Source organism: Paenibacillus daejeonensis DSM 15491 (assembly GCF_000378385.1).
Taxonomy (GTDB): Bacteria; Bacillota; Bacilli; order Paenibacillales; family Paenibacillaceae; genus Paenibacillus_D; species Paenibacillus_D daejeonensis.
The window spans coordinates 376,212-400,540 of the sequence record NZ_KB899660.1; the positions used below are offsets into that span (position 1 = coordinate 376,212).

Sequence of the window (24,329 nt, forward strand, 5' to 3'; positions counted from 1 at the left end):
TATCTTGTGCTTACTTATTCGCGGCGTACCACTCATTCACCTCTCGGGTGATTTCATCGCCGCCCCGTTTCTTCCATTCCGCCACGAAGGTATCGAAATCATCCAATGGTGACTGACCAACGATAATTTTCGTGAAATACTCAATCTCCAGCTTGTTCAGATCGGCCGAGTACGAGCCCATGGCTGGTGTCGGGATCCCCAGATATTCATCCCGGATGACCGCCTCCGAAATCTTGTCGATGTTGGCGTTCAGATCAAATTCCATTCCCAACGAGTCCAGCCGGTCGCGCTCTTCGTCCGCTTGGTACGGACGAATCGACTCCCCGAGTGTCTGGCGGTAAATATGCTCATTGTGCTTTTCGAAATCCGTGACGATTTTGCCGTCCTCTTCCTTCCACACTTCGCCCTCGAAGCCGAGCAGCAGCGTGCGGTAGCCTTCGCCGTTCATGAAGTTCAGCATGCGTACGACGGCGTCGGGATTCTTGCTTGTCACCGGCACGACGTTGTAACCGGAGATGTAGCCGAAGCCCATTGTCCCCTTCTTGCCGTCTGGTCCTTCCGGGAACTCCAGCGCCAGCCATTCCGCCTCAGGATCGTTGTTCTTGTTGGTGAGGATTGGACCGCGTGTATCATACCAGAAGGCGGAGAATAGACCCACCTTGCCAGCAGCGATCTTCTCGGTGAAATTGGCCTCCTTGTTGAGCGGCCATTCCGGATCGAGCAGCTTATCCTGATGCAGGCCGGCAAGGAAGCCCAGCGCTTCCTTCATCTCTGGAAGTGTACTCATATTGACGAGTTCACCGTCTCTGTCGGTCCACATGCCGCGTTGGACACCGAATGCCCCCAGGATCGGTGCAATACGTGCCAGATTCTCCGCTGTGATGAAGCCGAACGTATCATTTTGTCCATTGCCGTCCGGATCATCCTGTGCGAATGCCCGCATCACCTCGCGGTATTCCTCCAGTGTAGTGGGTGGCTCCAATTCGAGTCGGTCCAGCCAATCTTTACGTACATACATAATTTCATTGCCCGGAACCGCATTCATCGAAGGAATCGCATAGATGTTCCCGTCGATCGTTACCGTTTTCCAGGCTTCTTCGGGGATGTTCTTTTTCAGGTCGGGACCATATTGGTCAATATAGTCATTCAGCGGCTGCAGTGCATTCTGCTGCACGTAGTTCTCGAACCAGCTCGGATCCATCGAGTGGATCATATCCGGCAGATTGTCGGAAGCCATGATGACATTGAGTGCATCCTGGTAGCCATCCGCTGGTGGAATCTGCAGGGTGATGTCCAGATTCGTGTTCTCGCGAATGTAGTCCAGGTAGGGATTGTTGTTCTCATCCAAGCCATCTGGGAAATTACGGCCTCCGTTATTGAAGACAGCACGGACCGACTTGCGCTCCATTCCCTCTTCTCCGTTTTGCCCTGTTGGTGACGTGCCCTCGGTGCCCCCCTCGCCTGAAGATCCCCCTCCATTCGAACACGCCGACAGTACGGCCAGCGCCAGAACCATCGTCAGTGAGATGCCTTTTTTCCATGGCTGATTACGCATTAGACTTACCCCTCTCTTCTCTCGATTTTCACTTGTGACTTACCCTTTGACCGAACCCAGCATGATGCCCTTGACAAAATATTTTTGCAAGAACGGATACACGATCAGAATCGGTACCGTACTCGCAATCAACGCCGCCGCCTTAATGGATTCCAGCGCCAGCAGGGCACTGTCCATGTTGGAGGAATAGCCGGAGTTATTGTCAATATTTGATTGATTAAACATGATTAACTCACGCAGATAGACCTGTAGCGGGAACATCTTGCGGTCTGTAATATAAAGCACGGTATCGAAGAACGAATTCCAATGCCCTACCGCATGGAACAAGGTGATCGTCGCAATGGCAGGCATCGACAGCGGGATGACGATTCGGAACAGAATGCCCAGATTGGAGCCCCCGTCCATTTTCGCCGATTCCTCCAACTCCAGTGGCACACTCTGAAAAAAGTTCTTCATAATAATGACGTTAAATGCGCTGATGGCCCCAGGGATAATGAACGCCCAGAACGTATTGAGCAATCCCGTTGCCTTCACGACCAGGAAGGTCGGAATCATGCCGCCACCGAACATCATGGTGAATACGATTAGGAACATGATGGTCGAGCGGCCTTTAATGTAGGTTTTGGACAATGGATACGCCAGAAGACAAGTCAACGCCACATTGACGAGCGTACCTGCAACGGTCCGCAGCACACTGACCTGGAAGGCATTGAGGAACGCCTGCTCCTGCAACACCCGGCTGTATGACTCCAGTGTAAAATCCACCGGCCATAATGTCACGCGCCCCGTCGTAATCGCATCATGGCTGCTAAGTGACTGTGCCAGTACGTGGATGAACGGCAGCAGCGCAAGCAAACCGAGCGTACCCAGCAGCACATGGTTGATGCCTGATGCCAATTGTTCGCTTCTGCTTAATTTCATGGATACGCCCCCTTTACCATATGCCCTCTTGCCCTAGCTTCTTGGCTCCACGATTGGCCATCATGACCAGCAGCAAACCAATTACTGCCTTGAACAGACCTACCGCCGTGGTGAAGCTGAACTTGGCTTGTTGGATACCGACGCGGTACACGTACGTCTCAATGACATCGGCCACGTCGTAGACCAGCGGATTATACAGGATGAAGATTTGTTCAAATCCGACGTCCAGCACATGCCCCAATCGGAGCAGGAACAAGATGACGATCACGCCCATCATGGCAGGCAGTGTAATGTGGAGAATCTGCCTGAATTTGTTGGCGCCATCCATAATCGCCGCTTCATACAGCTGAGGATCAATTCCTGCAATAGCCGCCAGATAGATAATCGCGCCCCACCCGACTTCCTTCCAGATATCACTAGCAACCAGGATACTGCGGAACCAGTCGGGGCTCGTCAGGAAGTAGATCGGTTCGAAGCCGAGCATCGTGAGCAGCTGGTTGACGATGCCTGATGAAGGCGACAACACATTGACCATAATGCCGCCGACAATGATCCAGGAGAGGAAATGCGGCAGATACACCAGTGTCTGAATGGAGCGCTTGTAGAGCATATTGCGAATCTCATTCAGCATGATGGCCAGGATAATGGGCCCCGGGAAGCCCCACAGCAGCTTGTAAATACTGATCAACAGCGTGTTCGTGAAGATTTTGTAGAAGTCGCTGTTGCCGAACATGGTCTTGAAATGCTGCAGCCCGACCCACTCGCTGCCGCTGATTCCACTAAACACGCTATAGTTCTGAAACGCAATGACGATCCCCCACATCGGTACATACTTGTAGATGATGAAGTACAGGATGCCCGGCACCATGAGCAGGTACAGATCCCAATGGGAGCGCAGTGAGTGAAAGCGCCTTCGTTTGCGCGTGTGCGGTATAGTCGCTTCTGTGGCGACCTCGGCTAGGTTGGCCATGGGGGTTGCCTCCTTTCGTTAGTTGTTCAGAGACTGGTGAAGCACCTTCTTGGATTGAATCGTTCTTACGACCGCTGTTGTTCCCTAATTTCTTGATTTTCTAACCCCTTTACAGGGTGAAATTAGGGAACAAAGGCGGGCGCTACGCTTCTCCAGAATCGATTCATCCACTTCGGATTTTCACAATGCTCTTCACTAGTTGTTATATTTATTGTAAGGGCGGGTGCCGACTTTGGTTAGAGGACCGCCATGACCATTGTCGGTAATATTTTTACCTTGTACGGGAGATTTAGCGTTTCTCCTCTCTACTGAAGAATTGAGGTGCAGGGTAGCTGGGAGCGGATTGTCGCGTGTAGTAAATGCAGTATGGGTAGCTGGGGAGTGGCAGAGGCAGACAGAACGCGGGTTAGCTGGAGAATGGCAGATGAGGTTGCTTGTGGCGAGAATAGTTAGTGTGGGTCTAGTGCGCGGGGGGTTACGGTGAGCCTGTGGCGTGACAACTGTACGGGAGTGGTGGGAGTTCGTCATGAGCCAGTTACTGGTGCTGGAAATGGATGGTGAAGGGCCGAGGTGGTGGAAATAGCTAGGGGAGCAGCAAGTTCAATGCAGTGGTCGTACGATCGCCGTCACCTTGCCCACTCCCCACTCGATGTGAGTTGTGTGTGGAGGGTCGGTGAGTATTATGACCTCTTTATTCCGTTATTTTGCATATTTTATGGTTTGAGACCAGTTTGTGGAGCATATTTTCCGTTATATCGATGGAAATCTGGATTTTTGGGGGTTACTCGATGTAATAGCGGAACAAAGGCGACATATTATGATGCCCATACCATAGTTCTCCCACCTAACTATGACGCAACGAAATGCCTGCCTGCTCCGACCCTACCACCCAACTCCACGAAACTAGTTACTGTCTTTCTTCGACTCCCACGGCAGGCACTAAGACTAGTTGCTTTATTGCTCAACATGCACTCCAAGCAGACAACAGCATGCTTAGTTTCCTTAACTGAACTCCCTATGGCTTTTCCGCCATACTTCGTTAGAATTACCTTCCCGCATTTAGCCAGCTCCATGCCCCCTACCAACTTCAAGATGCAATAAAGGCACCCTGCCGGACTTAGCCGGCAGAGTGCCTTACACATTGCACATTACATGAAGCCGAATTTAAGGTAGGATTACTCCACTACCCATCCGCACATGAGCAATGTCCATGCTCGCAGTGACGCCCGGTGTTGCGCTGCCGCCAATCTTGAAGATGGCGCTGCCGGTACCGGCGCTGACTGCGCCGCTCCAGGCGAGGTCGCCGTCGATATACAAATCATACGTATAGTCGGCATGTACTACGACGCGATAGTCATGATAGACTGTCGTATCCACCGCAATGCTCTTCGTTGGTGAGCTCTCGCGGTCTTGTGCAGACCCGGCAGTGCCATAAGGCAGGAACAATTGGATGTTGTAGGCCCCGCTTCGCACGCCAATTTCATTCGAGGTGCCTGCAGCCGTAGCCCGTGCCCGTACCTCGAATGTGAAGGCGCCGCTTGGCGGGACAAAATTATTGCGCGTCAGGAAGAAGAAACCCGAAGGGCCATCCGTCACGGTCACATGATCCGCGTGCTGAACTACGGTTCCCCCGCTCCCAGACGTCTGCCAGCCCGTTGAATATGTTGTCATGTCATCGTCCAGCAGATTCCAGTCTCCTGCTGGCGACTCGTCCGGGATAACCCGGAAATAGTCAAAGTCTGCCGTCAGCCCAGTCCCGGCACACACAATTAGTCCGATCTTCGGCTGCACGAGGTCCGCCGTTTGTGTTGTCCAGAGTTGTGTATAGCTGCTACCGTCTGCAGAATAATAAGCTGTGTACGTGTTGCCTTCTTTCACAATTCGCAAGTAGACAACCGTCGATGCGATGGTGTCCGGCACTTCCACATGCTGTCGTACGCCATTAATCTGCCGGGTGAACTGAAGCTGATTGCCGCTGCCGTAGAGACGTGTTAATCGGAAATACGTCTGATCGCTCTCATAGACAATCAGCCCGCCTTGCGACCACTGGGAGGACGGCTTGCCGTCCATGCGAGTCTCAATTGTCCAGTCCCCTTCGGGCGCGCCGGTGAGCAGGATGTTGCGAGCCGTGGCCTGGCCGTTTACAATATCCCCTGGCTCACTGACGATCCGCATATGACCTGGACGATCCGTGAGCGACCATTTGTCCTCATTTTCCCGAATCCAGTTCCACTGGGAATGCAGCTCATCGCTGTTGAATTCATCGCTAACCCCTACTACATATTCCTGCTCTGGCGGCTGCTCCACCGATGCTCCTGGAACAGGACCATACTCGTACAGCAGCAGATCATCGAAGTATACCTCGCCTGTTGCGCCTTGTTTATACAAGTATACCGTCGCTGTTGTGTTACTGCCTCCCGTTGTGAAGTGTAGCTCCCGGCGGGTATAATCCGTCCCCGTGAAGCCAACGTCCTTGAACGTGCCGCCGTAATTTTTGGCACCGGCAACTGCATAGCCTCCATTCGTACTCTTACCATAAGCCACTAATCGATACATCGTATTCGGCTTGAGACCCGTGATATTCTGTTCGATTCCCGAGGCGCCAGCCGATAATCTGGCCGCATGTGTACCCGATCTTGCGTTATCTGCGACAACTGCCGCACTATTGTAATGATAGCCCCAACCTGTGAAGTCCCCTGTCTCCCAGCCAGGATTGGCCAACAGGTTGCGTGACTCTGGTGGCTCCGGCAGCTCAGGCAGCTGTGCTGGATCCAGACCCGGTCCTTCATAGGCACCCATATTTGGTGATGAGGTTGCGGGCACCACATTACCCCAGTAATCCAGTCCACCGTTACTTGGAATCACCCGGCCGGAGGCTAGCGCCGGAGAGCCCTGGAGCAGCTGATACCCGCTCACCGTGTCCCTGCCGATCGTAGCTGAGCCTGGCGAGGCCAGCTGCGGGTCCGCCGTGACCGCATTTGCATCCATAGCAATAATAGAGGCTGGATGATTTCCGAAATACAGATTGCTGTCAAATACATTGTTCGTGCTCAGTCCGAGCTCATAACCCCCGGTGCCATGGTTCACGATCACATTGTTATAGAAGTAAGTATCCTTGGCATAGCCATCCCAGTTGCCGCTGCCGACGATCCGGACATTGGCATGCTCGGGCACATAGACCGTATTGTTATGGACGAGCGTATTTTCGACCGGCCCGCCAAACGTAAAAATCGTATGATGATCATTCTGGCTAATATTGTAGCGTATGATGGTATCTCGGTTAAAATTGGCGGGGTTGGTGCCATCGTTAATCGTCAACACGAAACCGCCCGCATTGTTGTGACTGTAGTTGTATTGAATAATCGTGCCCGTACTGTTGAAGTCCGAGTCGTAGGCCATGGCATCGCCCCCCGGATACGTGTTGAACACCTCGTTGTATTGGATGACGGCGTCCTGCGTCCCCCACGTCCAGAGGGGAACATGATACCCGCCAGCACGCTTGTGTGTATCGAACACGACATTATGCTGAATCACGCCATCTGTCGTATTGAGCAGAACCGCCCCATCTGCCGAGATATCGTAGATCATATTATGCTCAATCGTATTACCCGACGAAAAGTTGCGCGTCGCACCATTTAGGTAAACCCCTACGCTATCCAGCGAGTAGATCGTATTGTTGCGGATGACTACGTCGGAAACGGCGTAATTCCACGCAGGTCCCCAGACGATAATTCCCCCGCTGTGCCACCCGCCGCCCTGCTGACCCGTGACGTGATGAATCTCTAGCTCCTCGAAAACAAAGTGGCGGTATTCCCGCATGTTGGACCAGTCATCCCCACTGTTTCCGGAGACATGGATGCCCCGCCGCTGACCGGGCGTATCGGCCTCATTTGTAATCTCCAGGTGACGGACCTCCCAGTACTCCTGGTTGTAAAAGTACACCGCTGCATCCGCGCCATCGCCAGCAATCAGCGGCTTCGGACCTTCTCCATAACGGTCGATTTGGATCGGCGCTCCCTCTGCACCTGAGCCTTTGGGATGCAGCGTTCCCGTCCAGACGCCGCCTGCTTTGAAGCGGATTTCATCGCCAGGTTGAAACGTCGTTGCATTGACCTGGTCCAGCGTTTGCCAGGCAGCTGAAGTCGATGTCCCGGTATTGGTGTCATCGCCACCAGCGGCGTCCACGTAATAGACCGTGCCGATTGCCGTGGTTTCGGCCTGGACGGGAGGCTGCCCTGTTGGCAGCGAGAAGCTCGCTGCCAGGAGCAGCGCGATCAGCAGCCGGGCCACCTTGCTTTTCATCTTGTGCATCACTTGAATCCTCCTCTTGATCCATTCGTCTAACATGCTAAGCTGCTGCTTAGGCGTTCACATAATACAGTAGTCGCTTCGTATCCTCCGAAGCGGGGGTACGTTCAATTTTCGCCATGCGAATCTGCGTTTCCAGGTAATCTTCAAACGCTTGTTGCAACAGTAACTTACGTACATTATCGCGCTGGCTTTCATAACTTAAGTAACCGCCCGGAGTACGGTCATGGATAACCGCCACGGCGTATAGTCCGGTCTGGGGGTCGTCCGTCACTTCACTCACGTCACCCGTCTGACCTGTCTCTGCCACAAAATGATAAAGCTCGGGCATGGATTTATAGAGGGTACGTGCCGCCCCCTCATCCAGCTCCATTCGACGAGCTGATACTCCTTTCGCTAAGGTATCTGTTTTGAGCAGCGTCTCTGGTGCTTCACCGTTTAACAATTGCTCCCGAACTTCTTGCATCGCAGAATGAAGCTGACGGCGATTCTCCTCAGCAAGCCGCTGGTTGCCTTGACCATAAGCCGCCGTTATCCATGTATAACTGACCACATCCTCCTGCCTGAACCGCTTTGTCTTGTGGGCTTCATAGGTACCGATCAGTTTCTCTTCCGTGATTTCGAGCTCGCTGTTAGCCAATTCCTCTTGCAATGCCAGCGTGATTAATCCGAGCCGTAGATCTGCATAACGCCTCTCATCCAGCGTAAGAGGACCATAGACTGGCATTCCCGCTTGATGATCAGCGCTGCGCCTGGCATTTTCCTGTTCTTTGGCTTGGAGCAATCCTTGGTAAGAGCCATCGTCCAACAATCCATGCTGCTCTGCCAGCCGAAGGATCACGCGGTTGCGGACCACCTCATCGTAGGCACGGTCAAGCAATACATCGAGTGGCCGCTCCCCGCTGTGTGAGGTAAGCCAAAACTCCTTGGTCCACGATACCCCTCGCTCTCGTCTGAACTCATCAATCACTCCTGCTCGAAGAGATACCATCGTCTGACCCAGCTCCAATTCCCGAATCGCCTCGCCATTGATTGTGGCAACCACCGGACCTAGATCGTCTGCTGCCCGAATTCCCCGGTCATGCACCAACCAGAATCCGGCGGATACCAGGATTAACCCCGCCCCCACCGCTGCCAAGATAGCGGCGCGCCACCTCCGGCCCATACGCCGTTGCTTTTTCATGTGCTTCCTCCTTTCCATAGTTTCACCTAAATTGTAAACGGTTTCATAAATGGACAGAAGGGGTCCGCGATGACCGAACCCGGTAGTTTGATGACTTTTTGCATCCAGATCCCTACTGGAACACCTATAGACCAGTGCGCATGCGCACCGGTCCCCAAATGCTCACTATGACTTCTCTTGAAGGATACCGTTAATTTTCTCTTGAGCCTCATCAATTGTTAGCCCCGTGAACGCCTCGTCCATATAGAATGGTTTGCTGTTGGGATACAAGGGCTCTGCTTTTGTCCAGAACAATAAGCCCTGCTCATCGATCTTCAGGTGACCACCGCCGTTGATTACATAGACAGGATGCTCGCCGATTAATTCTTGTGAGCGATTCATAAATAACAGGTAACGATGCTCCGGATATGCACTTATATTCAAGGGTAGGACATTAATCATCTGTCCAGCCAATTCCGGATCTCCCCTGATGACCTCCGTCACTTCGGCCTCCGGTAGCTTCGTCTTTATATAATTTCCGCTATCTCTCACCTCGCTCACCGTCTCCTTCCCAGTCAGGTTCACTGCCACGATCGTCCCTGACTCTGTGATCATGTCCTCCAACGTATCGGGAAAGTCACCGGACAAACCGGTAGACTGTTGTTTCTTATGTTCTTCAGAACATCCCAAACATAAGCCCACGAGCATGAGTAAGGCCCCCACTGCCACTGTCATTCTTATGGCTTTCTTCATGGACTATCCCCCCTTCGCTTTTAAGTTATACAATTAAGATTGGCAAAGGATCCTGATCATACTTCTAAGTTGTAGCTTCTCCTCCATCTGTAACATCTTGACCCCTCCGAGCTAATCTGCTTCTTACATGACTTGAACTGCCCGGTTACTGTCCTTGAAGAATACCGTTACCCTTCTCTCCTCCCCAATGGATAACCCCGTGTACGGCTCATCCATGAAAATCGATCATGAGAATGCCCATTAAGTCGTGGTGCTCGTCATTTCCGTCTTCCAAACGCTTAATAAACAATAAATAGCGACGTTGCTCCTGGTATCGCCATGACCTCAATGGTATGGTGTTGATTGTAATAATGCGACTGGCTAATCCAGGATCTCCACGGATGATGTTCGTCACCTCAGCCCCAAGCAGCTTAGTCTTTCTAATAATCTCCATTAACCGTCTTCTCTTTTCCGATGAGATTTACTGCCACGATCGTCGGGACTCTGCTATCAGGTCATGTAGTGTTTCGGAATTGTCTCCGGATAAGCCTCCAGTTTGTTCCGTAACGACATCAGCGCATCCCATGCACAAGCCCAGCAATATAATCGCAGTACCAACCGTGCGTAGAATAATCCGCTTACGTTTTTTCAATTGATGTCACCTCGTCTGGGATTATGAGCCCTTAATCTTCTTTGTGACTCACCTATAGTTTAATCGTATCAAATTTTCACATATTACCAATTTAAAAACTATAGGATTACCTTTCAAAATTACAGCTCCTAATTCAAATCTTCCTTATTGACCAAGCTAAAAAGGCCCGGTCATCGACCGAGCCCAATTACATTACTACTCTATTCAATTACAAGTATTCAAAACACAACAGCGTGTCATTGATAGCTACTATGAATGTCGTTTCGGAAATGGGAACTACATTTAACAAGTTTGAAGTGTGATGGGGTGAGGCAATTTTAAATTGGAGGTGTCCGCTATCATCAAAGCTATATAATGATCCGTTATACGCCACAGCATAAATATTTTCGCCTTCATCGACAAAGAAACCTGTATCGTCCCAACTGGTTCGTTCTTTTGCAGTCATCAAGGTGTATGACCATTGCATAGCTCCCGTGATTTCATTCTGACGCTGAAGCGTAAGCGATTCTTCTTCAGACACAGTTAACCCTTTCCCAGCTTCTCCGCCTGACGGGGAGGCAAGAAGGGTATAGCTTCCATCCTCATATTGGTAAGTGCTCCCTCTTGCCATTAGCTGGCCTTCTGGTAAGAAGTAAGGATAGATCCAATCATGGTTTTGCTGATAAATGACTTCTCTAAACTCGTTTAGGATAATTAATTGTTCACCAAGATACAGATACATGTGATCTTGATCATTCATGGCAATATTCCAAATCAGATCTGTACCATCTAGTCCAGGACTAAGACTCAATTGTTCATGCGAAATCAGTAAGGTTTGTTCGCCCTCTTGATCAAAAGAGCTGAGTCCCTCTTCTGTTTGAACAATTAACTGACCATCTTTGTCTAGGAGTGCAACGACAGGCACAGGCTCCCATATAATCTCTCCAAACAATTCTGCCATAGCAAGAGTTGTGTATTGCAACTCATATTCCTTTTCATCATCCAAAAAAGTGTATTGATATCCATTATTACTAGCAGAAACCATGATGAAGGTTGATTCCAACAAATTTAATGGCGAGCGGCTGAGTACATTACCAGTGTAATCAATTGTCAGGAGTTCTTTGTTCGTTCTTAACCACACGGTCTGATCAGGACCAGCCGCAGCTGTTAATAACGGTACTTGCCAGTGTGGCTCCACTTAAGGCGGAGATTACCCTCAGAATGCAAGATGAAAGACTTGCCAGACTCGTCGGTTACCGGCAGCCGATCCTTTTGAATCAACCCCACAGTCTCGGAGTACACTTGGACCGCTTGACGCTCAGCATCCCACTCCACCTCAGCACCTAGCGCCTCGCTAACAAAGCGAATGGGTACATAAACGCGGTCATCGATGAGTGCTGGTGGCTGAGACATTACGAGTGTTTCTCCGTTCCGACTCGCTTCCTTGGCATTGAGACCCATAACAATTTCAACTTCACCGTATTGACCAGTAATGCGTTTGGTTCCGGCATCATAACTGACGCTTGCGCCAAGTGCCTCGAAGATGGTACGCATCGGGACAAGCATGCTGCCATTTCGATTCACGGGCCGCTCCTCCGTTTCCAATATTCTTCCATCCAGCAAGATCAGATAGTTGTTGCCGGCGTGGGCAGGCAGGCTTGGAAGACCAAGCAGCAGGATAAGCAAGAATAGCGTGATCGATTTCATTTTCAAGTCGTGCTTCCTCCCTATGTGTAGATATGACTTCTCTGTATTCCACATCCTGGCTTGATCTCCTTCTACTTAAATCCATCATTTGCAAGGATCGACCCCTCAACTCCATAAAAATACCCACTTAAGCCACCTACCTTACTATGCTAAAATAAGGAGGAAGCCAATAATGCCTGCCGCAGTTTGCGGATCATTAGCTTCACACCTACGAGCAGGTACATATTCATAACATACCAAGGAGGAATCGCGTAATGACAATCACCATCAGCAGTCTAAAGGATACCGTGACCCTGAACAACGGGGTGCAGATGCCCCGTCTGGGCTTTGGCGTCTTCAAGGTCAAAGAGGGAGAAGAAGTTGTCGACGCGGTCAAAGCAGCTCTAGCTGCAGGCTATCGCGCCATCGATACGGCAGCGGCGTATCAGAATGAAGAAGGCGTAGGCCAAGCCATTCGGGAGAGCGGTATTCCTCGCGAGGAGCTATTCATCACGACGAAGGTGTGGAACAGCCGGCAAGGCTACGACTCCACCCTCGAAGCTTTTGAAGAAAGCCGCCGCAAGCTGGGCCTCGACTACCTGGACCTGTATCTGATTCACTGGCCGGTCAAAGGCAAGTACAAGGATACCTGGCGTGCCCTCGAAAAGCTATACAGTGACGGAGTCGTCCGTGCCATCGGGGTCAGTAACTTCCAGACGCATCACCTGGACGATATATTCGAGGACAATACGATTGTCCCTGCTGTCAATCAGATCGAGTACTCCCCCCTGCTCACACAAGAGAAGGTGAAGGGGTATTGCGAGGAGAAAGGCATTCATATTACGGCTTGGAGTCCGCTCATGCAGGGCAACCTGGATCTGCCTTTGCTGCAAGAGCTCTCTGCCAAATATGGCAAAACCCCGGCTCAGATCGTCATTCGCTGGGATCTGCAGAAGGGCGTGCTGACCATTCCAAAGTCGGTTACGCCATCGCGCATTAAAGAAAACGCTGATGTCTACGACTTTGAGTTGTCTGCTGAGGACGTTGCTGCGATTGACGGCTTGAACCAGAACCGCCGCTATGGCTCAGATCCGGACAATTTCAACTTTTAAGCACACAGTAAATAGACGCGTTCGGAGCCGCTCCATTTTGGCTTCAAGCGCGTCTTTTTTGTTAAACCTCGATTTGTTGTGCCAAGCTGTGTGCGAAGTCGATTTAATCCGTAAAAAAATCCTTATACTTATGTTTGTCTAATAAAGCCAGGACGTGAGAAATATCTTTGAAATAAATCGGAACCGCTTTTTCAAACTCGCTACCATCATCAATCCAAATGTTTCCGTGGAAAATGTTATACGAGTTTATCTCGTTCAACCATACTTCAGTTTTTATTTTGAATCCATCATAATAAATTAGTTTTTCATGTGTGAAGATTATACGATATCGAGGCAATCTTATAAAAGTAACAATGGATAAGATGATAAAGAATCCTCCCATCCCAAAGCTAAAAAAGGTAGCCCAATGAAGCTCGAATTGATACATAACAGCGTATAAAAAAAATGCTCCTAATAGCAATGGAAATATATTTAGCGGATAGAACCACCAAAGCACTTTAAATTCCTTTTCTTGAACTTCTTCATTCAGGTCAATTTGTGGTGGCTTCCTTAAAATAAAAGAGGTAATCACACTAGGTATGAGTATAATTAATCCATACTTGATAGCAACCGCAACCACTTCAATCAAATGTATCCAACTACTTTCTACTTTTTAATTTTTCCCTAACTCATCCAACCCGTAAACCACGCAATATACTTCGCACCCCAGATGAAGAATACTTGTGCCAGCATGGTACCTAGCAACCTCGAGGTGACCATCATCAAGGACATCGACTTGAGCCTCTGGTAGCTGCCTCGCCCATTCACCACATCATCCGCCAACACCGATAACTTGGGATCGATAAACATGACTAGCAGGATCGTGGCGATGCCATTGATTAGACCGGATGACATAATGGCAGCAGACGCGTGGTCGGGTGCCAGCAAGGACGCATAGAGCGCCGATAGTACACCAATTGTATAGATCGCCGTGATGACCATATTGACCACAAACAGCCTAACCGGAATCTCTTTCAGACGCGTCCCCCTTACATAGGAAAACCTCGGCAAGCTGAAATGGAGCAATCCGCGCCTAATATAATGGAAGGAAAATACACGCTTCATAAGCGAAGGCACCGATCCTTTTTCTTCAGACAATAGGATGATGGCTCGCGAAAATATAGCTATGAAGGTAGGCAACAACAGCATCCCCGCCAGCGTCCCTACCGTCGAAGCGCCAATCAGTATACGAAATTGTGCCTCAATGACCGATAACGCGTCTTCCCGATCCTTAACGGCATCGATCAAATCTCCTGTAAAGGGCTGGGAAATCATATTGGACATCCGGGAAACCAGTACCATGATGTTGAACAAGGACAAAGCCGAAGCAATGAGCCGCACCCTGGCTCCGGATAACCGAACAGCATAAGCGAGGGTCTCAATGGAATGAATCAAAAAGAAAAACAACGCAATCATCCATAACTTTTCATTAAAGAACTCCATGAATCCCTTCTTTCCAACACTTCCTTGTGTCTATTGAATGGCTTACTTCCTCATTCCTAACCATACTTTCTCTACTTCTGTCCCAGTCTCCTTCCTTTTTCGGTATTTCTGTTCCAGATATTTACACGTTCTTGCTTCAAAGGGTATGATAGACAGAACTTATAAATCTATAGAGAAGGGACGAGATTCATGAGAACGATTACAAAATCTGCGACATGTCGTTGGCGATTGTTGATGCTTTTATTGGTATTGAGCATTGCATCGGTGAACGGTACGACGATTGTCTCTGCAGCCGCACCACCTGTGAAGGTGGTATTGGATGGCGAGGTTCTGGACACGCAGCAAGCACCAATTATCCGTGATGGGATAACCTACGTGCCCGCCAGGCCATTTCTCGAAGCATTGGGATTTGGTGTCGTATTTCCAGCGGACCTGCCTCCGGAATTAGGTTATTCCGATCCAGAAGACCTCCAAATCGCTGTGGTAGCCTCCGTCCGAGGCACGTTGATTGAATTTGAGCTTAATGGCAAGACTGTCATCATCAATGGCATCCGTCAGGAACTTGTATCCAGCTCCTTCATTGCAGACGGCACCACCTACATCCCCCTCCGCTTCACAGCGCAATACGGCCGGACTACGGTGAATTGGGATGCCGCTGCGCGTACGATTCGATTGCACACACTACCTGATTTGTCTCCGCTGTCGATCTATGTCCCAATGCCCAAGGAGCATGCCTTAAGGGCAGTTGATTATGAAACCATCAATCGTTACAGCCAGTCTGTTATCGGTCTTTCCCTGCGAATTGAATTGGCCGAGGAAGCGCACTACTACGACAAAATGAGACTCATGCTGGCGGCGGCAGATACAACTGATCTAATGGTTGTACCTGATGCTGCTGGAATCGAGACGGAACTGGAACACCTTCACTTGTTCAGTGCGGATCTCAGTCCTTACTTGGACGACTATCCTCATCTAAAAAATTGGAATCCCGAAGCCCAGGCTCAGTTAAAAGATTCGGATGGCAAGCTCCATGCGTTGCCGCTTGTGTCAGCCTCCACTGACGCAAACGAACCAGGAACAGCCGAATCCAACGGACTCATGATCTTTTCCATCGATTTAACTCAAGACCGTCTGCAGCAGCTGCTCATGCTATTAAACGAAGTAGCCGATCCGCAGGAGTCTGCGACTGAGCCACAGGGTAAAGCATTGCTTCAGCAATTACTACTCAACTTTCATGTACAACTCGGAAAGGAAGAGTAGACAGATGATGGACACGATGAAACTATCAACGAAATGATGACGAAGCCTTATATGATTTAGTCAGGCAAGAAATAGGCGTCAAGCGGTCAGTATGATCTGACTGCTTGACGCCCATTTGTGTATGCCTTACAGTGACTGGTTGCGCCGAACTAAGTCAGCTTCACCAGACTGTAGTTTTTCTTGCCCTTACGGATGATGATGAAGCGGCCGCCGATCGCGTCCTCTGCGGTTACGTCGCGCGCTACATCGGTAACTTTTTCGCCGTTCATCGAGATCGCACCCTTGGTCACATCCTCACGTGCTTGGCGCTTGGAAGGCTCGATGCCGAGATCGACCAGCCAGTCGACGATGTTCTTGGACTCCTGCGTCGCCTCGAATGTCGGCATTTCCTTGAAGCCCTGCTCGATCTCATCAGCCGTCAGGGAGCGGATATCCCCGGAGAACAACGCAGCTGTGATGCGCTTGGCCTGCTCCAGCAGTTCTTCGCCATGGACGAAACGCGTCATTTCCTCGGCCAGCATTTTTTGCGCCTCGCGCTTGTGCGGCTCCGTCTGCACCTTCTCGGCGAGCTCTTCAATCTGCTCCTTGGAGAGAAACGTGAAGTATTTCAGGTATTTGACTACATCACGGTCATCCGTGTTGGCCCAGAACTGGTAGAACTCGAATGGCGTGGTTTTGTTCGGATCCAGCCAGATGGCCCCGCCTGCTGTTTTGCCGAACTTCGTGCCATCAGCCTTCAGCATGAGCGGGATGGTCAGACCAAACGCGACGGACTCGGAGCCTGCTTTTCTGCGAATCAAATCCAGGCCGCTTGTAATGTTGCCCCATTGGTCCGAACCGCCGATCTGCAGCTGAACGTCTTCGTTCTGGAAGAGATGCAGGTAATCCAGCGACTGCAGGATCTGGTAGGAGAACTCCGTGAAGGAGATCCCGGTTTCGAGTCTGCTCGATACTACGTCTTTGGCCAGCATCTGATTAATGCTGAAATTTTTGCCGTAATCACGCAGGAACTCGATGATGTTGATCTTGTGCGTCCAGTCGTAGTTGTTGACCAGACGGATCTGCGCGTCGCCCTCGGTTACAAACAGTTTCTTCATTTGCTCGGTCAGTGCATCCACATTCGCCTGCACCTGCTCCAGGGTCTGGAGCGAGCGTTCGGATTGACGGCCACTTGGATCGCCGATGGTGCCCGTTGCGCCACCGATCAGGATGACTGGACGATGACCGGCCAGTTGAAATCTTTTCAGCATAATGAACGGAATCAAATGACCGATATGCATACTGTCGCCTGTCGGGTCTACTCCGCAGTACAAGGAGATGGCTTTTTCTTCGGTTAGCTTCCGCAAGCCTTCCGCATCTGTCTGCTGATTAATGGCGTCGCGCCACTCCAACTCATCAATAATATTCACTGTCAACACTCCTCGATAGATATACGTACACAGAACGCAAAAAAGCCCCTACGTCTGTAATAGACATAGGGACGATTGGATAACCGTGGTACCACCCAGATTGCATGCATGGAAGCCGCGCGCACTTCCAATTCTGCCACTCTTCAGCGAGGTATCGTTCGCTTCGTCCGCTCGGCATTACCCGAGATACTCCAGAGTGTAATTCGCCGCCTTCGTGTGTACCGGGTTTCATCAACCCCCGGCTTTCTGAGACAGGGACTAGGCTGCTACTGGGCTCTTTCATGGTATGGTTATATAACGTTATGAGCATTATAGAGAATTAAATTCAGCCTGTCAACAACCGAATCAGAATAGCGGTCTTAGCTGCATTATTGAAAATCAAACCCCTGCTGCTCCAGCATTTTTCGAACCTCGGGGTAATAGATGCGATTGTAGAAGGAAGAGACCGTCTGTGACCAGTTCCGGCTCTCCTTGCCACCCGTCCGCTCCTGCATGTATGTGGAGACTTGCTCGTCATATTCCCGCACGAGCGCCTCCATTTGCTCTTGATGATAGCCCTCCCTATGCCAGATGGCAGCTTGGGGCAGCCGATGCTTCTTATGTGAGGTGTCCGCCGGATGCCCGACCACAAGACCGCTAACGGGGAAGACATACTTCGGCAGCTCCAGCAGCTCAATCAACTCCAATGGACTGCGGCGTGCTCCGCCGATAGGCACCGTTCCGAGCCCAAGTGATGCCGCCATGGCAATCGCGCGGCCAAGGGCAATTCCGACATCCGTGGCGCCAACAACGATAGACTCAATAGCTGAAGTAATAACTAACTCCTGCCCATTCATTTCAGCTGCTACCCTAGCCCGATGATAATCTGCGCAGAACAACAGAAAGACAGGCGCTTGCGCGATCCAGGCCTGGTTGCCTGCCAGCTCGGCAATCTTGGCTTTTTTGACTGGATCCTGAACGCTGATGACCGTCACCTGCTGACCATTGATGGACGTAGGCGCTGCCTGGACGGCTTCAATAATTTTCGTCAACTGCTCATCACTTACAGGCTCGTCGGTATAGCTGCGGATGGAGCGGTGACCGGTTAACGTCTCATATACTTCACTCATCATATCCCTCCTGATTCATCACAACCTCTGCCTAAGTTTACCACTGCCAGTGACAAATTAATCGTGTATTGGAAGCCTCATGTCAAAAACCCTCCCGCTCAAGATGAACAGGAAGGTTTTTAATTCTAGCTGTAAGTACGGATCGGAAAAAGCCTTAACTTACCTCGCCCACGCCAATACCTGGCCATCCTGCTCCAGCCGGGTACGTAGCTTGCTGTAATCCACATCTTGGACGGGTACCCCGGCCTCCAGCGCCAGCGCCGCCGCGGTTGCTGCAGATTGCCCGAGAATCATGAACACCGGCTCCATACGAATGGAACCAAACGCGATATGCGAGGATGATAGACAGATCGGCACAATCAAATTGGTACACTCCTCGGCACGCGGAACAATAGACCGATAGGAAATGGCATACGGTGCGGACGGCGCCACCTCCACGTTCCCTTCATTTACAGCGCGGCCATCGATAACAATCCGGCGGCAATTGTGTGAATCCATGGTGTATGCGGCGAGTCCCACTGAATCGTCCACTTCCTCGTGGCGTCTGCAATGATGCTCAGTCATGACGACATCGGATACCATTCGGCGTCCTTCGCGGATATATAGCTGCGGTGTCCAGAAGCCATGATCTGTATATTCATCCAGCGGCAGCCCCCACTGACTCATCTCTTGGCGGATATGGGCCGGCACCCGTTCATCGGTGGAGAGGAAGTACAAGAGACCCAGATTGTAGGTCACATGATCCTGAAAAATAGCTTCGCGTTCCTCATAGCTCCCCTCCGGCCAACGGTAGTTAGCGCCGATATGATCGGTAGAGAACCCGCCCCAATTGTTCAAATCTGTCTTGCCATTTGGCATCATCGAACATAGACGCATCACATCCCAGATTCCGCTCTCAATGTAACGCAAGAGCAGCGTGTAATGCTCCGGGTTATAACCCGGCGGCGCTGGGAGTGGCGCGCGGTTTTCCGGACGGTTGGATAGACAAATCCGGAAGTTGTACGCTTGCACGCAGTGATCGCCTTGTCCCTGGAAGCCTGGCGATGCATCGGTCACCCCGTAGAGCAGTCCGCTGTCCGGCTTGCCCGGCTGCACATAAGGATCAATGTACGTATAGAAATTATGGTTGGGATGTCCGAAATGGACACCGTTCAATGTCTCCCGGTACACTGAATTGGCTTCGCGCCCGACATGATAGGATACGCCTGCATGGGCAAGCAGATCTCCCTCATAGGTCGCATCAATGAAGACGCTTGCAATGAAGACATCGCCGCTCAGCATCGTCAACCGCTTGATACGTCCTTGTTCGACCTCTGCTTTCTCCAACTGCTGCTCAAAATACACCTGCACGCCCGCTTCTTCCATCCAGGCCTCGTAAACTGCGCTTGCCACATGGGGTTCAAAATACCATACGGAGCCATCCTCTTCTTTGCTAGAGCCATAGTGCTTGCCAATGGCTTGATAAAACGAGCGTGACAGTCCGCCAATCGCCGCTTTGTTGCCGATATCTGTGGAGCCTAATCCGCCTGTCGTCAAGCCGCCAAGATGCCTGCCTGGATCAGCAATAACTGCCTTCAGCCCCATTCGACTCGCTTGCACGGCTGCGGCTACACCTGCAGAACTAGCCCCATAAATACACAGATCGGCTTCAATCGTTTGCGGCCCACCCTCGGACTTTTCCGTCCCTTTGTAGTAATACACCTGATCAAATTGAATCATTGTCTCCCACCTCATCTACAGTTGATTGTTCCTCATGCAACCAGTATAGTTAAAAAAAGAGTTTAATTTTAGTATCATTTTGGTTTAAGTTTTGAAGGTGGAGGTGGAGGTGGTGTGTCATGAACAAGAAATCAGTGACGTTGGAGCTAATTGCCGAGCGTATGGGACTGTCGGTGCAGACGGTATCCAAAGCGCTGCGTGGAAAACCAGGCATGTCGGAGGAAACCCGTCAGGCTGTCGCAGTGATGGCACGCCAGTTGGGATACCGGACCAAGGGACAGCGGCACAGTATGTCTGTTGAACAGCTGCCGCTCATTCCCGGCGCGAACCGTCGATTCAGCTTTGTGATGAATGGCGACCAATCGTTCTCAGGTCTTAATCAGCTGATTCTCCAGGGCTTGCAGGAGCGGCTCAGTGAATTCGGGCATACGGTTGGAATCACGGTTACCCCTCCACGATTCGCAGACAATAAGTCATTTGAAGACTGGGCAGAGCAGCAGAATTTGGCTTATATGGACGGCATCTTTCTCTCACCCTCCCTCACTCCTGACTTGGAGGAGAAGCTACTGGCCCTATCGATGCCCCGAATCCTTATCAACTTCCCGCCCCATGCTGCGGAGGTGGACAGCATCATCTGGGATGTGGCCACAGCCATCCATCAGTCGGTACATCAGCTGCTGATGCAGGGGCATCGGCGCATTCTCTATATCGGCAAGCGAATCACGCACCGTGGATTCACGATTCGGTGGCAAGCGTTCCAGGCAGCAATGGAGCATGCGGGACTGGCAGCGGAGGAGCATGCGCATATGGTGGATGAAGTCATGGATCGTTCGGTATGGTCCGCAGAGTTGGGTCGCAAGCTACAGGCGATGCAGGCAACGGCGATCCTCAGCGGCCTGGATTATGATCTGCCCTGGGTCTATTATGCGTGCAGCAGCGCGGGGATCCGTATCCCCGAGGATTGCTCGCTCATCAGCCTGCAAAATGCGGAGAATCAGACGATGCCTGGCATCTCCAGGCCGCGCCTGTTGGTCAGCGAAGCGGGAGAGCGGGCTGCCGAACGGATGCTGTGGCGGCTGGCCAACCCTACGCTGCCCTATGAGCAAATCCGCCTGCAGGGCTCTTTCTTCACCGGGGAGACGATAAGGTCCTATACGCAGGAGGGACTGGAGCCCAGATAACAGCAAGGTACCATCAAGTTACCACCAGTGGTCATTCGACCTCTAACGTACGCCCCTCATCATATGGCCACCGTCATTAAGCCGGCCCCCCGCGTGCTGGGAGCACCATTGAATGGAGCACCATTTCGAGCATCCCCATTCTGTAACGGCCACCACAGCCGCTATTTGGCCCAAATGTCATGTTTTAAAATTCTAACGGCCACATAAGCGCCTATTGTGCCAGATGACACCAATTTTCAAGTGATTTTGATGAAATAAGTGCGCTGGTGGCCGTTAGAACAATCTCCCCCACAAAAAGACCCAAATAAGCGCGCTGGTGGCCGTTAGCGAGATTCGGTTAAAGATTTGGTTACTCTGCCAACACTCCACCTACTCTGACCTCCTACTCCCATGCGCTCCCCCTACTCTACCATCGCAGCCAGCCCCCCTCCCCATTTCAACCAAACCCATTGCACAAACCTTCATTCTCTTATAAGATGGAGCATGAGAAGCATGCTTCTCCAATCAAAATCATAGGAGTGAATGAGAATGGCCAAGAACAAGCGCCGAGCTCAATCGGCTGCCGCAGGGAAGCCTGCAGAAATGTTAGTTCGCAAAGTATGGACGCGCAAGCCGCACACACAAGTAGTTATCAATAAGAAAGCGGAACAGCGCCGCACGTTCTGCCGAAAAGGCGGAACGGACGGCGCTGTTTATTTGTATACGGCTGTCCCTAATTACATAGCCTCATAAATCCTAATTCAATCCCTCGACAGCTCTCATCGTGCGAAGTACCCCGTAAATTCCATTCATCCGATCATCCGGCTCGAATTTAAATTCTACCGCCTGCTGACCCTGCGCAAGCTCATTCGGAATGAGGTAGCGTCTTGTAACAAATTCACGCTTGTATCCCGGCTCTGTGGTCTCACTTGCGAACAGCTCACCATTGGCATAGATGGTCAAGGTCCTTCCGTGATGACCGGCGAAATAGGTCACCTGCAAATAATTCTGCTCACCTGGCTCTACCTTCATTTTGTAAGAAAACCAGCCACCTGGGTGGACAACCCGGCCGTTCCATCCTTCCCATGCGCCTGCCACCGTCGATTCTCCGGCAACTTCATGCTGTAGTTCATACTGGTCGTTGCCTACCTGAATGCTGTCTATGGTCGCTTCCCGGACCAAGGTTTCCATGCGCGTCTGCTCCAGGTGTCGCTTCAATTCCTCCGATTCGGCGTCGACAATGCTCCAATAAATTCCGTACCGTTCCTGGTGCTGCTCATAGTGCGGGGTGAAGACCAGCCGCTCATCCTCATCCGTCCCGACAAGTCGGAACGCCAGCCGGCCCTCCTCCTGTACCACATGCTGATCCAGGTTAGCCAGCCATTCCGAAGGGCTCATATGAGTAGGGATAATAAAATCCTTCACCAGCATCTTGCGGGTCGGCACTTGAACGATGACGCCCACCTGTGCCTTCTCCATGTCCTCCCTGCCGAGAGCAGCGCTCAGCACAACTGGCCCATACTGGAAGCCAACTACATTTGGATTGTCAGGCAGCGGAGACGCCATGATCTTCATGGGCAACGAAAGCTTCAGCTGATCTCCATGTCGCCACGTCCGCTCGATAACCACGTACGCATGCTGCAGGTTACCGGTCACCTTTTCACCATTGATTGACACCTCTGCTTCCCCACTCACCCAATATGGAATCGGCAAATGAAGCTCCAACTCCCGCGATCCTCCATCAGCAATGTCAATGGACACCTTAACTTCACCAACAGAGGGAAGTCCCGACTGGACCGTCAGCTTCACCCCTTGCTCCTGCCAATCCAGCAGAGAGCTAGTGTACTGAGCAAAATACAGGCGGTTCTCCGAATGAAAATAAACGCTGTCATTTAGTTTCGTAAAGCTCTCCATGCCCGTTCCCGTACAGCACCAGAAGTGGTTAAATGGCGAACCGTAAATTTTAAAGTACCCCGTGGCCATTGGCTGAAAATACATCGTCATGCCTGTCTCGGGATTCTGGGAAGATAAGATGGCGTTCACATACGTTCTCTCATAAAAGTCCGCGTATTTGCGGTCGCCTGTCAGTTTGAACAGCTCGCGGGTGAGCTTCAGCATATTGTAGCTGTTGCAGGTTTCACAGGTTACGTCACTGCGTTTGGCATCCAACAGGTCTGGCTCACCGAAGTGCTCCCCTTCGCTGTTCCCGCCTGTCATATAGCTGTGGTGACCGACGACCATGTCCCAGAATTGAATGGCGGCTTCCAGATAAAAGCGTTCGCTTTCTCCAACAGTCAGATAACGGTTCAACGCGCCAATAAACTTGGGAATCGTCGTATTCGCATGCTTGCCGCGCAGGATATCCTTGCCGCTCTGAATGGCCTCGAATAACGGAAGCTCATCAAACCGGTGAGCCGCTTCCAGATGCTTGCTCTCACCTGTTACTTTGTATAATTCGTAGAGGCAATCATTCATGCCCCCATACTCCACAGCCAATACCGTCGCCTGCAGCTCATCCGACCACCTGGAGGTCCGGGATGCAACCCAATCGCCCAACCGCTTAACCGTTTCCAAAGCCTCGGCAGAATCCGTAGCCCGGTAGACATCGATCAGCCCAGCAATAATTTTGTGCATCGTGTACCAAGGCACCCATGCCGGTTTGCGATTCTCTACATTATCGATCAGCGTCTCAGGGAATGCAGATAAGTATCCGCTTTCGAATTGACTTATCGACAGCTCCGAGATGATATAGTTTAGCCGCTTCAAGAGTTCTTCATCTTGCGTCTGTTCATAGGCCTGAGCACAGGCACTCAAATAATGCCCCATCGTATGTCCGCGGATTTCCGTGGTCTCCCAGCCCGGGTACTTGTCTGCCTTTGGCTCGAGTCCTCTAGTTTCCCGAAACCCGGCCAGCAAACGATCCGGCTCGTATTGCTTCAGATAGGCCAATTCCTTGGCGAAGGCATTGGTATGGTAATCCCCCAACAGCCGAACCCGATTCAAACCAAAATCTTCAAGACTAGTACTTCTGAGCTTCAAACTACCTCCCATGATTACCCATCCTCTCTTCCGTCTCTTGCGTAAGATGTTTTCTATTAACAGGTTACCTCCCC

At 51.1% G+C, this 24,329-nt stretch carries 19 protein-coding genes and 1 other annotated feature; of the genes, 4 read left to right on the forward strand and 15 right to left on the reverse strand.

Annotation, left to right across the window (positions count from 1 at the left end; translation table 11 throughout):
• Positions 1-10: 10 nt before the first annotated feature.
• The 9 genes from F556_RS0108630 to F556_RS0108670 all read right to left on the reverse strand — a co-directional run bounded on the left by F556_RS0108630 (position 11) and on the right by F556_RS0108670 (position 11,986).
• Positions 11-1,555 carry an extracellular solute-binding protein gene (locus F556_RS0108630; RefSeq protein WP_020616533.1) on the reverse strand — a complete coding sequence of 515 codons (1,545 nt, stop codon included), beginning with the start codon at positions 1,553-1,555 and terminating at the stop codon, positions 11-13.
• A 39-nt stretch (positions 1,556-1,594) separates the two neighbouring features.
• Positions 1,595-2,476 carry a carbohydrate ABC transporter permease gene (locus F556_RS0108635; protein WP_020616534.1) on the reverse strand — a complete coding sequence of 294 codons (882 nt, stop codon included), beginning with the start codon at positions 2,474-2,476 and terminating at the stop codon, positions 1,595-1,597.
• A 13-nt stretch (positions 2,477-2,489) separates the two neighbouring features.
• Positions 2,490-3,446 carry an ABC transporter permease gene (locus F556_RS0108640; protein WP_020616535.1) on the reverse strand — a complete coding sequence of 319 codons (957 nt, stop codon included), beginning with the start codon at positions 3,444-3,446 and terminating at the stop codon, positions 2,490-2,492.
• A gap of 1,164 nt (positions 3,447-4,610) precedes the next feature.
• Entirely contained in the window at positions 4,611-7,757 is a 3,147-nt protein-coding gene (locus F556_RS0108645) for a beta-xylosidase family glycoside hydrolase (protein WP_020616536.1), read from the reverse strand.
• A gap of 49 nt (positions 7,758-7,806) precedes the next feature.
• A complete protein-coding gene (locus F556_RS0108650) occupies positions 7,807-8,937 on the reverse strand; it encodes a hypothetical protein (protein ID WP_020616537.1) in 1,131 nt (376 codons plus the stop codon).
• A gap of 165 nt (positions 8,938-9,102) precedes the next feature.
• Positions 9,103-9,669: a hypothetical protein gene (locus F556_RS0108655; protein WP_020616538.1), complete on the reverse strand. Its 567-nt coding sequence runs from the start codon at positions 9,667-9,669 to the stop codon at positions 9,103-9,105.
• Between the two features lie 208 nt (positions 9,670-9,877).
• Positions 9,878-10,102, reverse strand: a complete 225-nt coding sequence (locus F556_RS0108660; RefSeq protein ID WP_020616539.1) for a hypothetical protein — start codon at positions 10,100-10,102, stop codon at positions 9,878-9,880.
• 406 nt (positions 10,103-10,508) lie between these two features.
• Positions 10,509-11,477, reverse strand: a complete 969-nt coding sequence (locus F556_RS0108665) for a hypothetical protein (protein WP_157272684.1) — start codon at positions 11,475-11,477, stop codon at positions 10,509-10,511.
• Positions 11,447-11,986 carry a copper amine oxidase N-terminal domain-containing protein gene (locus F556_RS0108670; protein WP_020616541.1) on the reverse strand — a complete coding sequence of 180 codons (540 nt, stop codon included), beginning with the start codon at positions 11,984-11,986 and terminating at the stop codon, positions 11,447-11,449. Before F556_RS0108670 ends, F556_RS0108665 begins: the two co-directional genes overlap by 31 nt.
• A gap of 254 nt (positions 11,987-12,240) precedes the next feature.
• Between F556_RS0108670 and F556_RS0108675 the strand changes: the two genes are divergently transcribed.
• Positions 12,241-13,077: an aldo/keto reductase gene (locus F556_RS0108675; protein ID WP_020616542.1), complete on the forward strand. Its 837-nt coding sequence runs from the start codon at positions 12,241-12,243 to the stop codon at positions 13,075-13,077.
• A gap of 103 nt (positions 13,078-13,180) precedes the next feature.
• Here the strand turns inward: F556_RS0108675 and F556_RS0108680 are convergent, their stop codons facing one another.
• Positions 13,181-13,705, reverse strand: a complete 525-nt coding sequence (locus F556_RS0108680) for a hypothetical protein (RefSeq protein WP_020616543.1) — start codon at positions 13,703-13,705, stop codon at positions 13,181-13,183.
• 35 nt (positions 13,706-13,740) lie between these two features.
• Positions 13,741-14,559 carry a lipid II flippase Amj family protein gene (locus tag F556_RS0108685; RefSeq protein ID WP_020616544.1) on the reverse strand — a complete coding sequence of 273 codons (819 nt, stop codon included), beginning with the start codon at positions 14,557-14,559 and terminating at the stop codon, positions 13,741-13,743.
• Between the two features lie 189 nt (positions 14,560-14,748).
• On the opposite strand from F556_RS0108685, the gene F556_RS0108690 reads away from it, so the two are divergent.
• Complete coding sequence (locus F556_RS0108690) at positions 14,749-15,819, forward strand: stalk domain-containing protein (RefSeq protein ID WP_020616545.1); 1,071 nt, start codon at positions 14,749-14,751, stop codon at positions 15,817-15,819.
• A gap of 149 nt (positions 15,820-15,968) precedes the next feature.
• On the opposite strand, the gene tyrS is transcribed toward F556_RS0108690, so the two are convergent.
• The 3 genes from tyrS to F556_RS0108705 form a co-directional block, all read right to left on the reverse strand.
• Entirely contained in the window at positions 15,969-17,228 is a 1,260-nt protein-coding gene (gene tyrS, locus F556_RS0108695; protein ID WP_020616546.1) for a tyrosine--tRNA ligase, read from the reverse strand.
• Between the two features lie 64 nt (positions 17,229-17,292).
• Positions 17,293-17,520 (reverse strand) — a binding site (T-box leader).
• A 76-nt stretch (positions 17,521-17,596) separates the two neighbouring features.
• Positions 17,597-18,337, reverse strand: a complete 741-nt coding sequence (locus tag F556_RS0108700; protein ID WP_020616547.1) for an NADPH-dependent oxidoreductase — start codon at positions 18,335-18,337, stop codon at positions 17,597-17,599.
• 159 nt (positions 18,338-18,496) lie between these two features.
• Positions 18,497-20,056 (reverse strand): FAD-dependent oxidoreductase, encoded by a 1,560-nt coding sequence (locus tag F556_RS0108705; protein WP_020616548.1) that lies wholly within the window; start codon positions 20,054-20,056, stop codon positions 18,497-18,499.
• A gap of 119 nt (positions 20,057-20,175) precedes the next feature.
• Here F556_RS0108705 and F556_RS0108710 point away from each other — a divergent pair, with 119 nt between their 5' ends.
• Both F556_RS0108710 and F556_RS0108715 read left to right on the forward strand, forming a co-directional pair.
• Positions 20,176-21,237, forward strand: a complete 1,062-nt coding sequence (locus F556_RS0108710) for a LacI family DNA-binding transcriptional regulator (protein ID WP_020616549.1) — start codon at positions 20,176-20,178, stop codon at positions 21,235-21,237.
• A 528-nt stretch (positions 21,238-21,765) separates the two neighbouring features.
• Positions 21,766-21,969, forward strand: a complete 204-nt coding sequence (locus tag F556_RS0108715) for a hypothetical protein (protein ID WP_020616550.1) — start codon at positions 21,766-21,768, stop codon at positions 21,967-21,969.
• Between the two features lie 3 nt (positions 21,970-21,972).
• On the opposite strand, the gene F556_RS0108720 is transcribed toward F556_RS0108715, so the two are convergent.
• The gene (locus F556_RS0108720; RefSeq protein WP_020616551.1) at positions 21,973-24,267 is read right to left on the reverse strand and encodes a glycoside hydrolase family 127 protein; all 2,295 of its coding nucleotides are present in this window, start codon (positions 24,265-24,267) and stop codon (positions 21,973-21,975) included.
• Positions 24,268-24,329 lie beyond the last annotated feature (62 nt).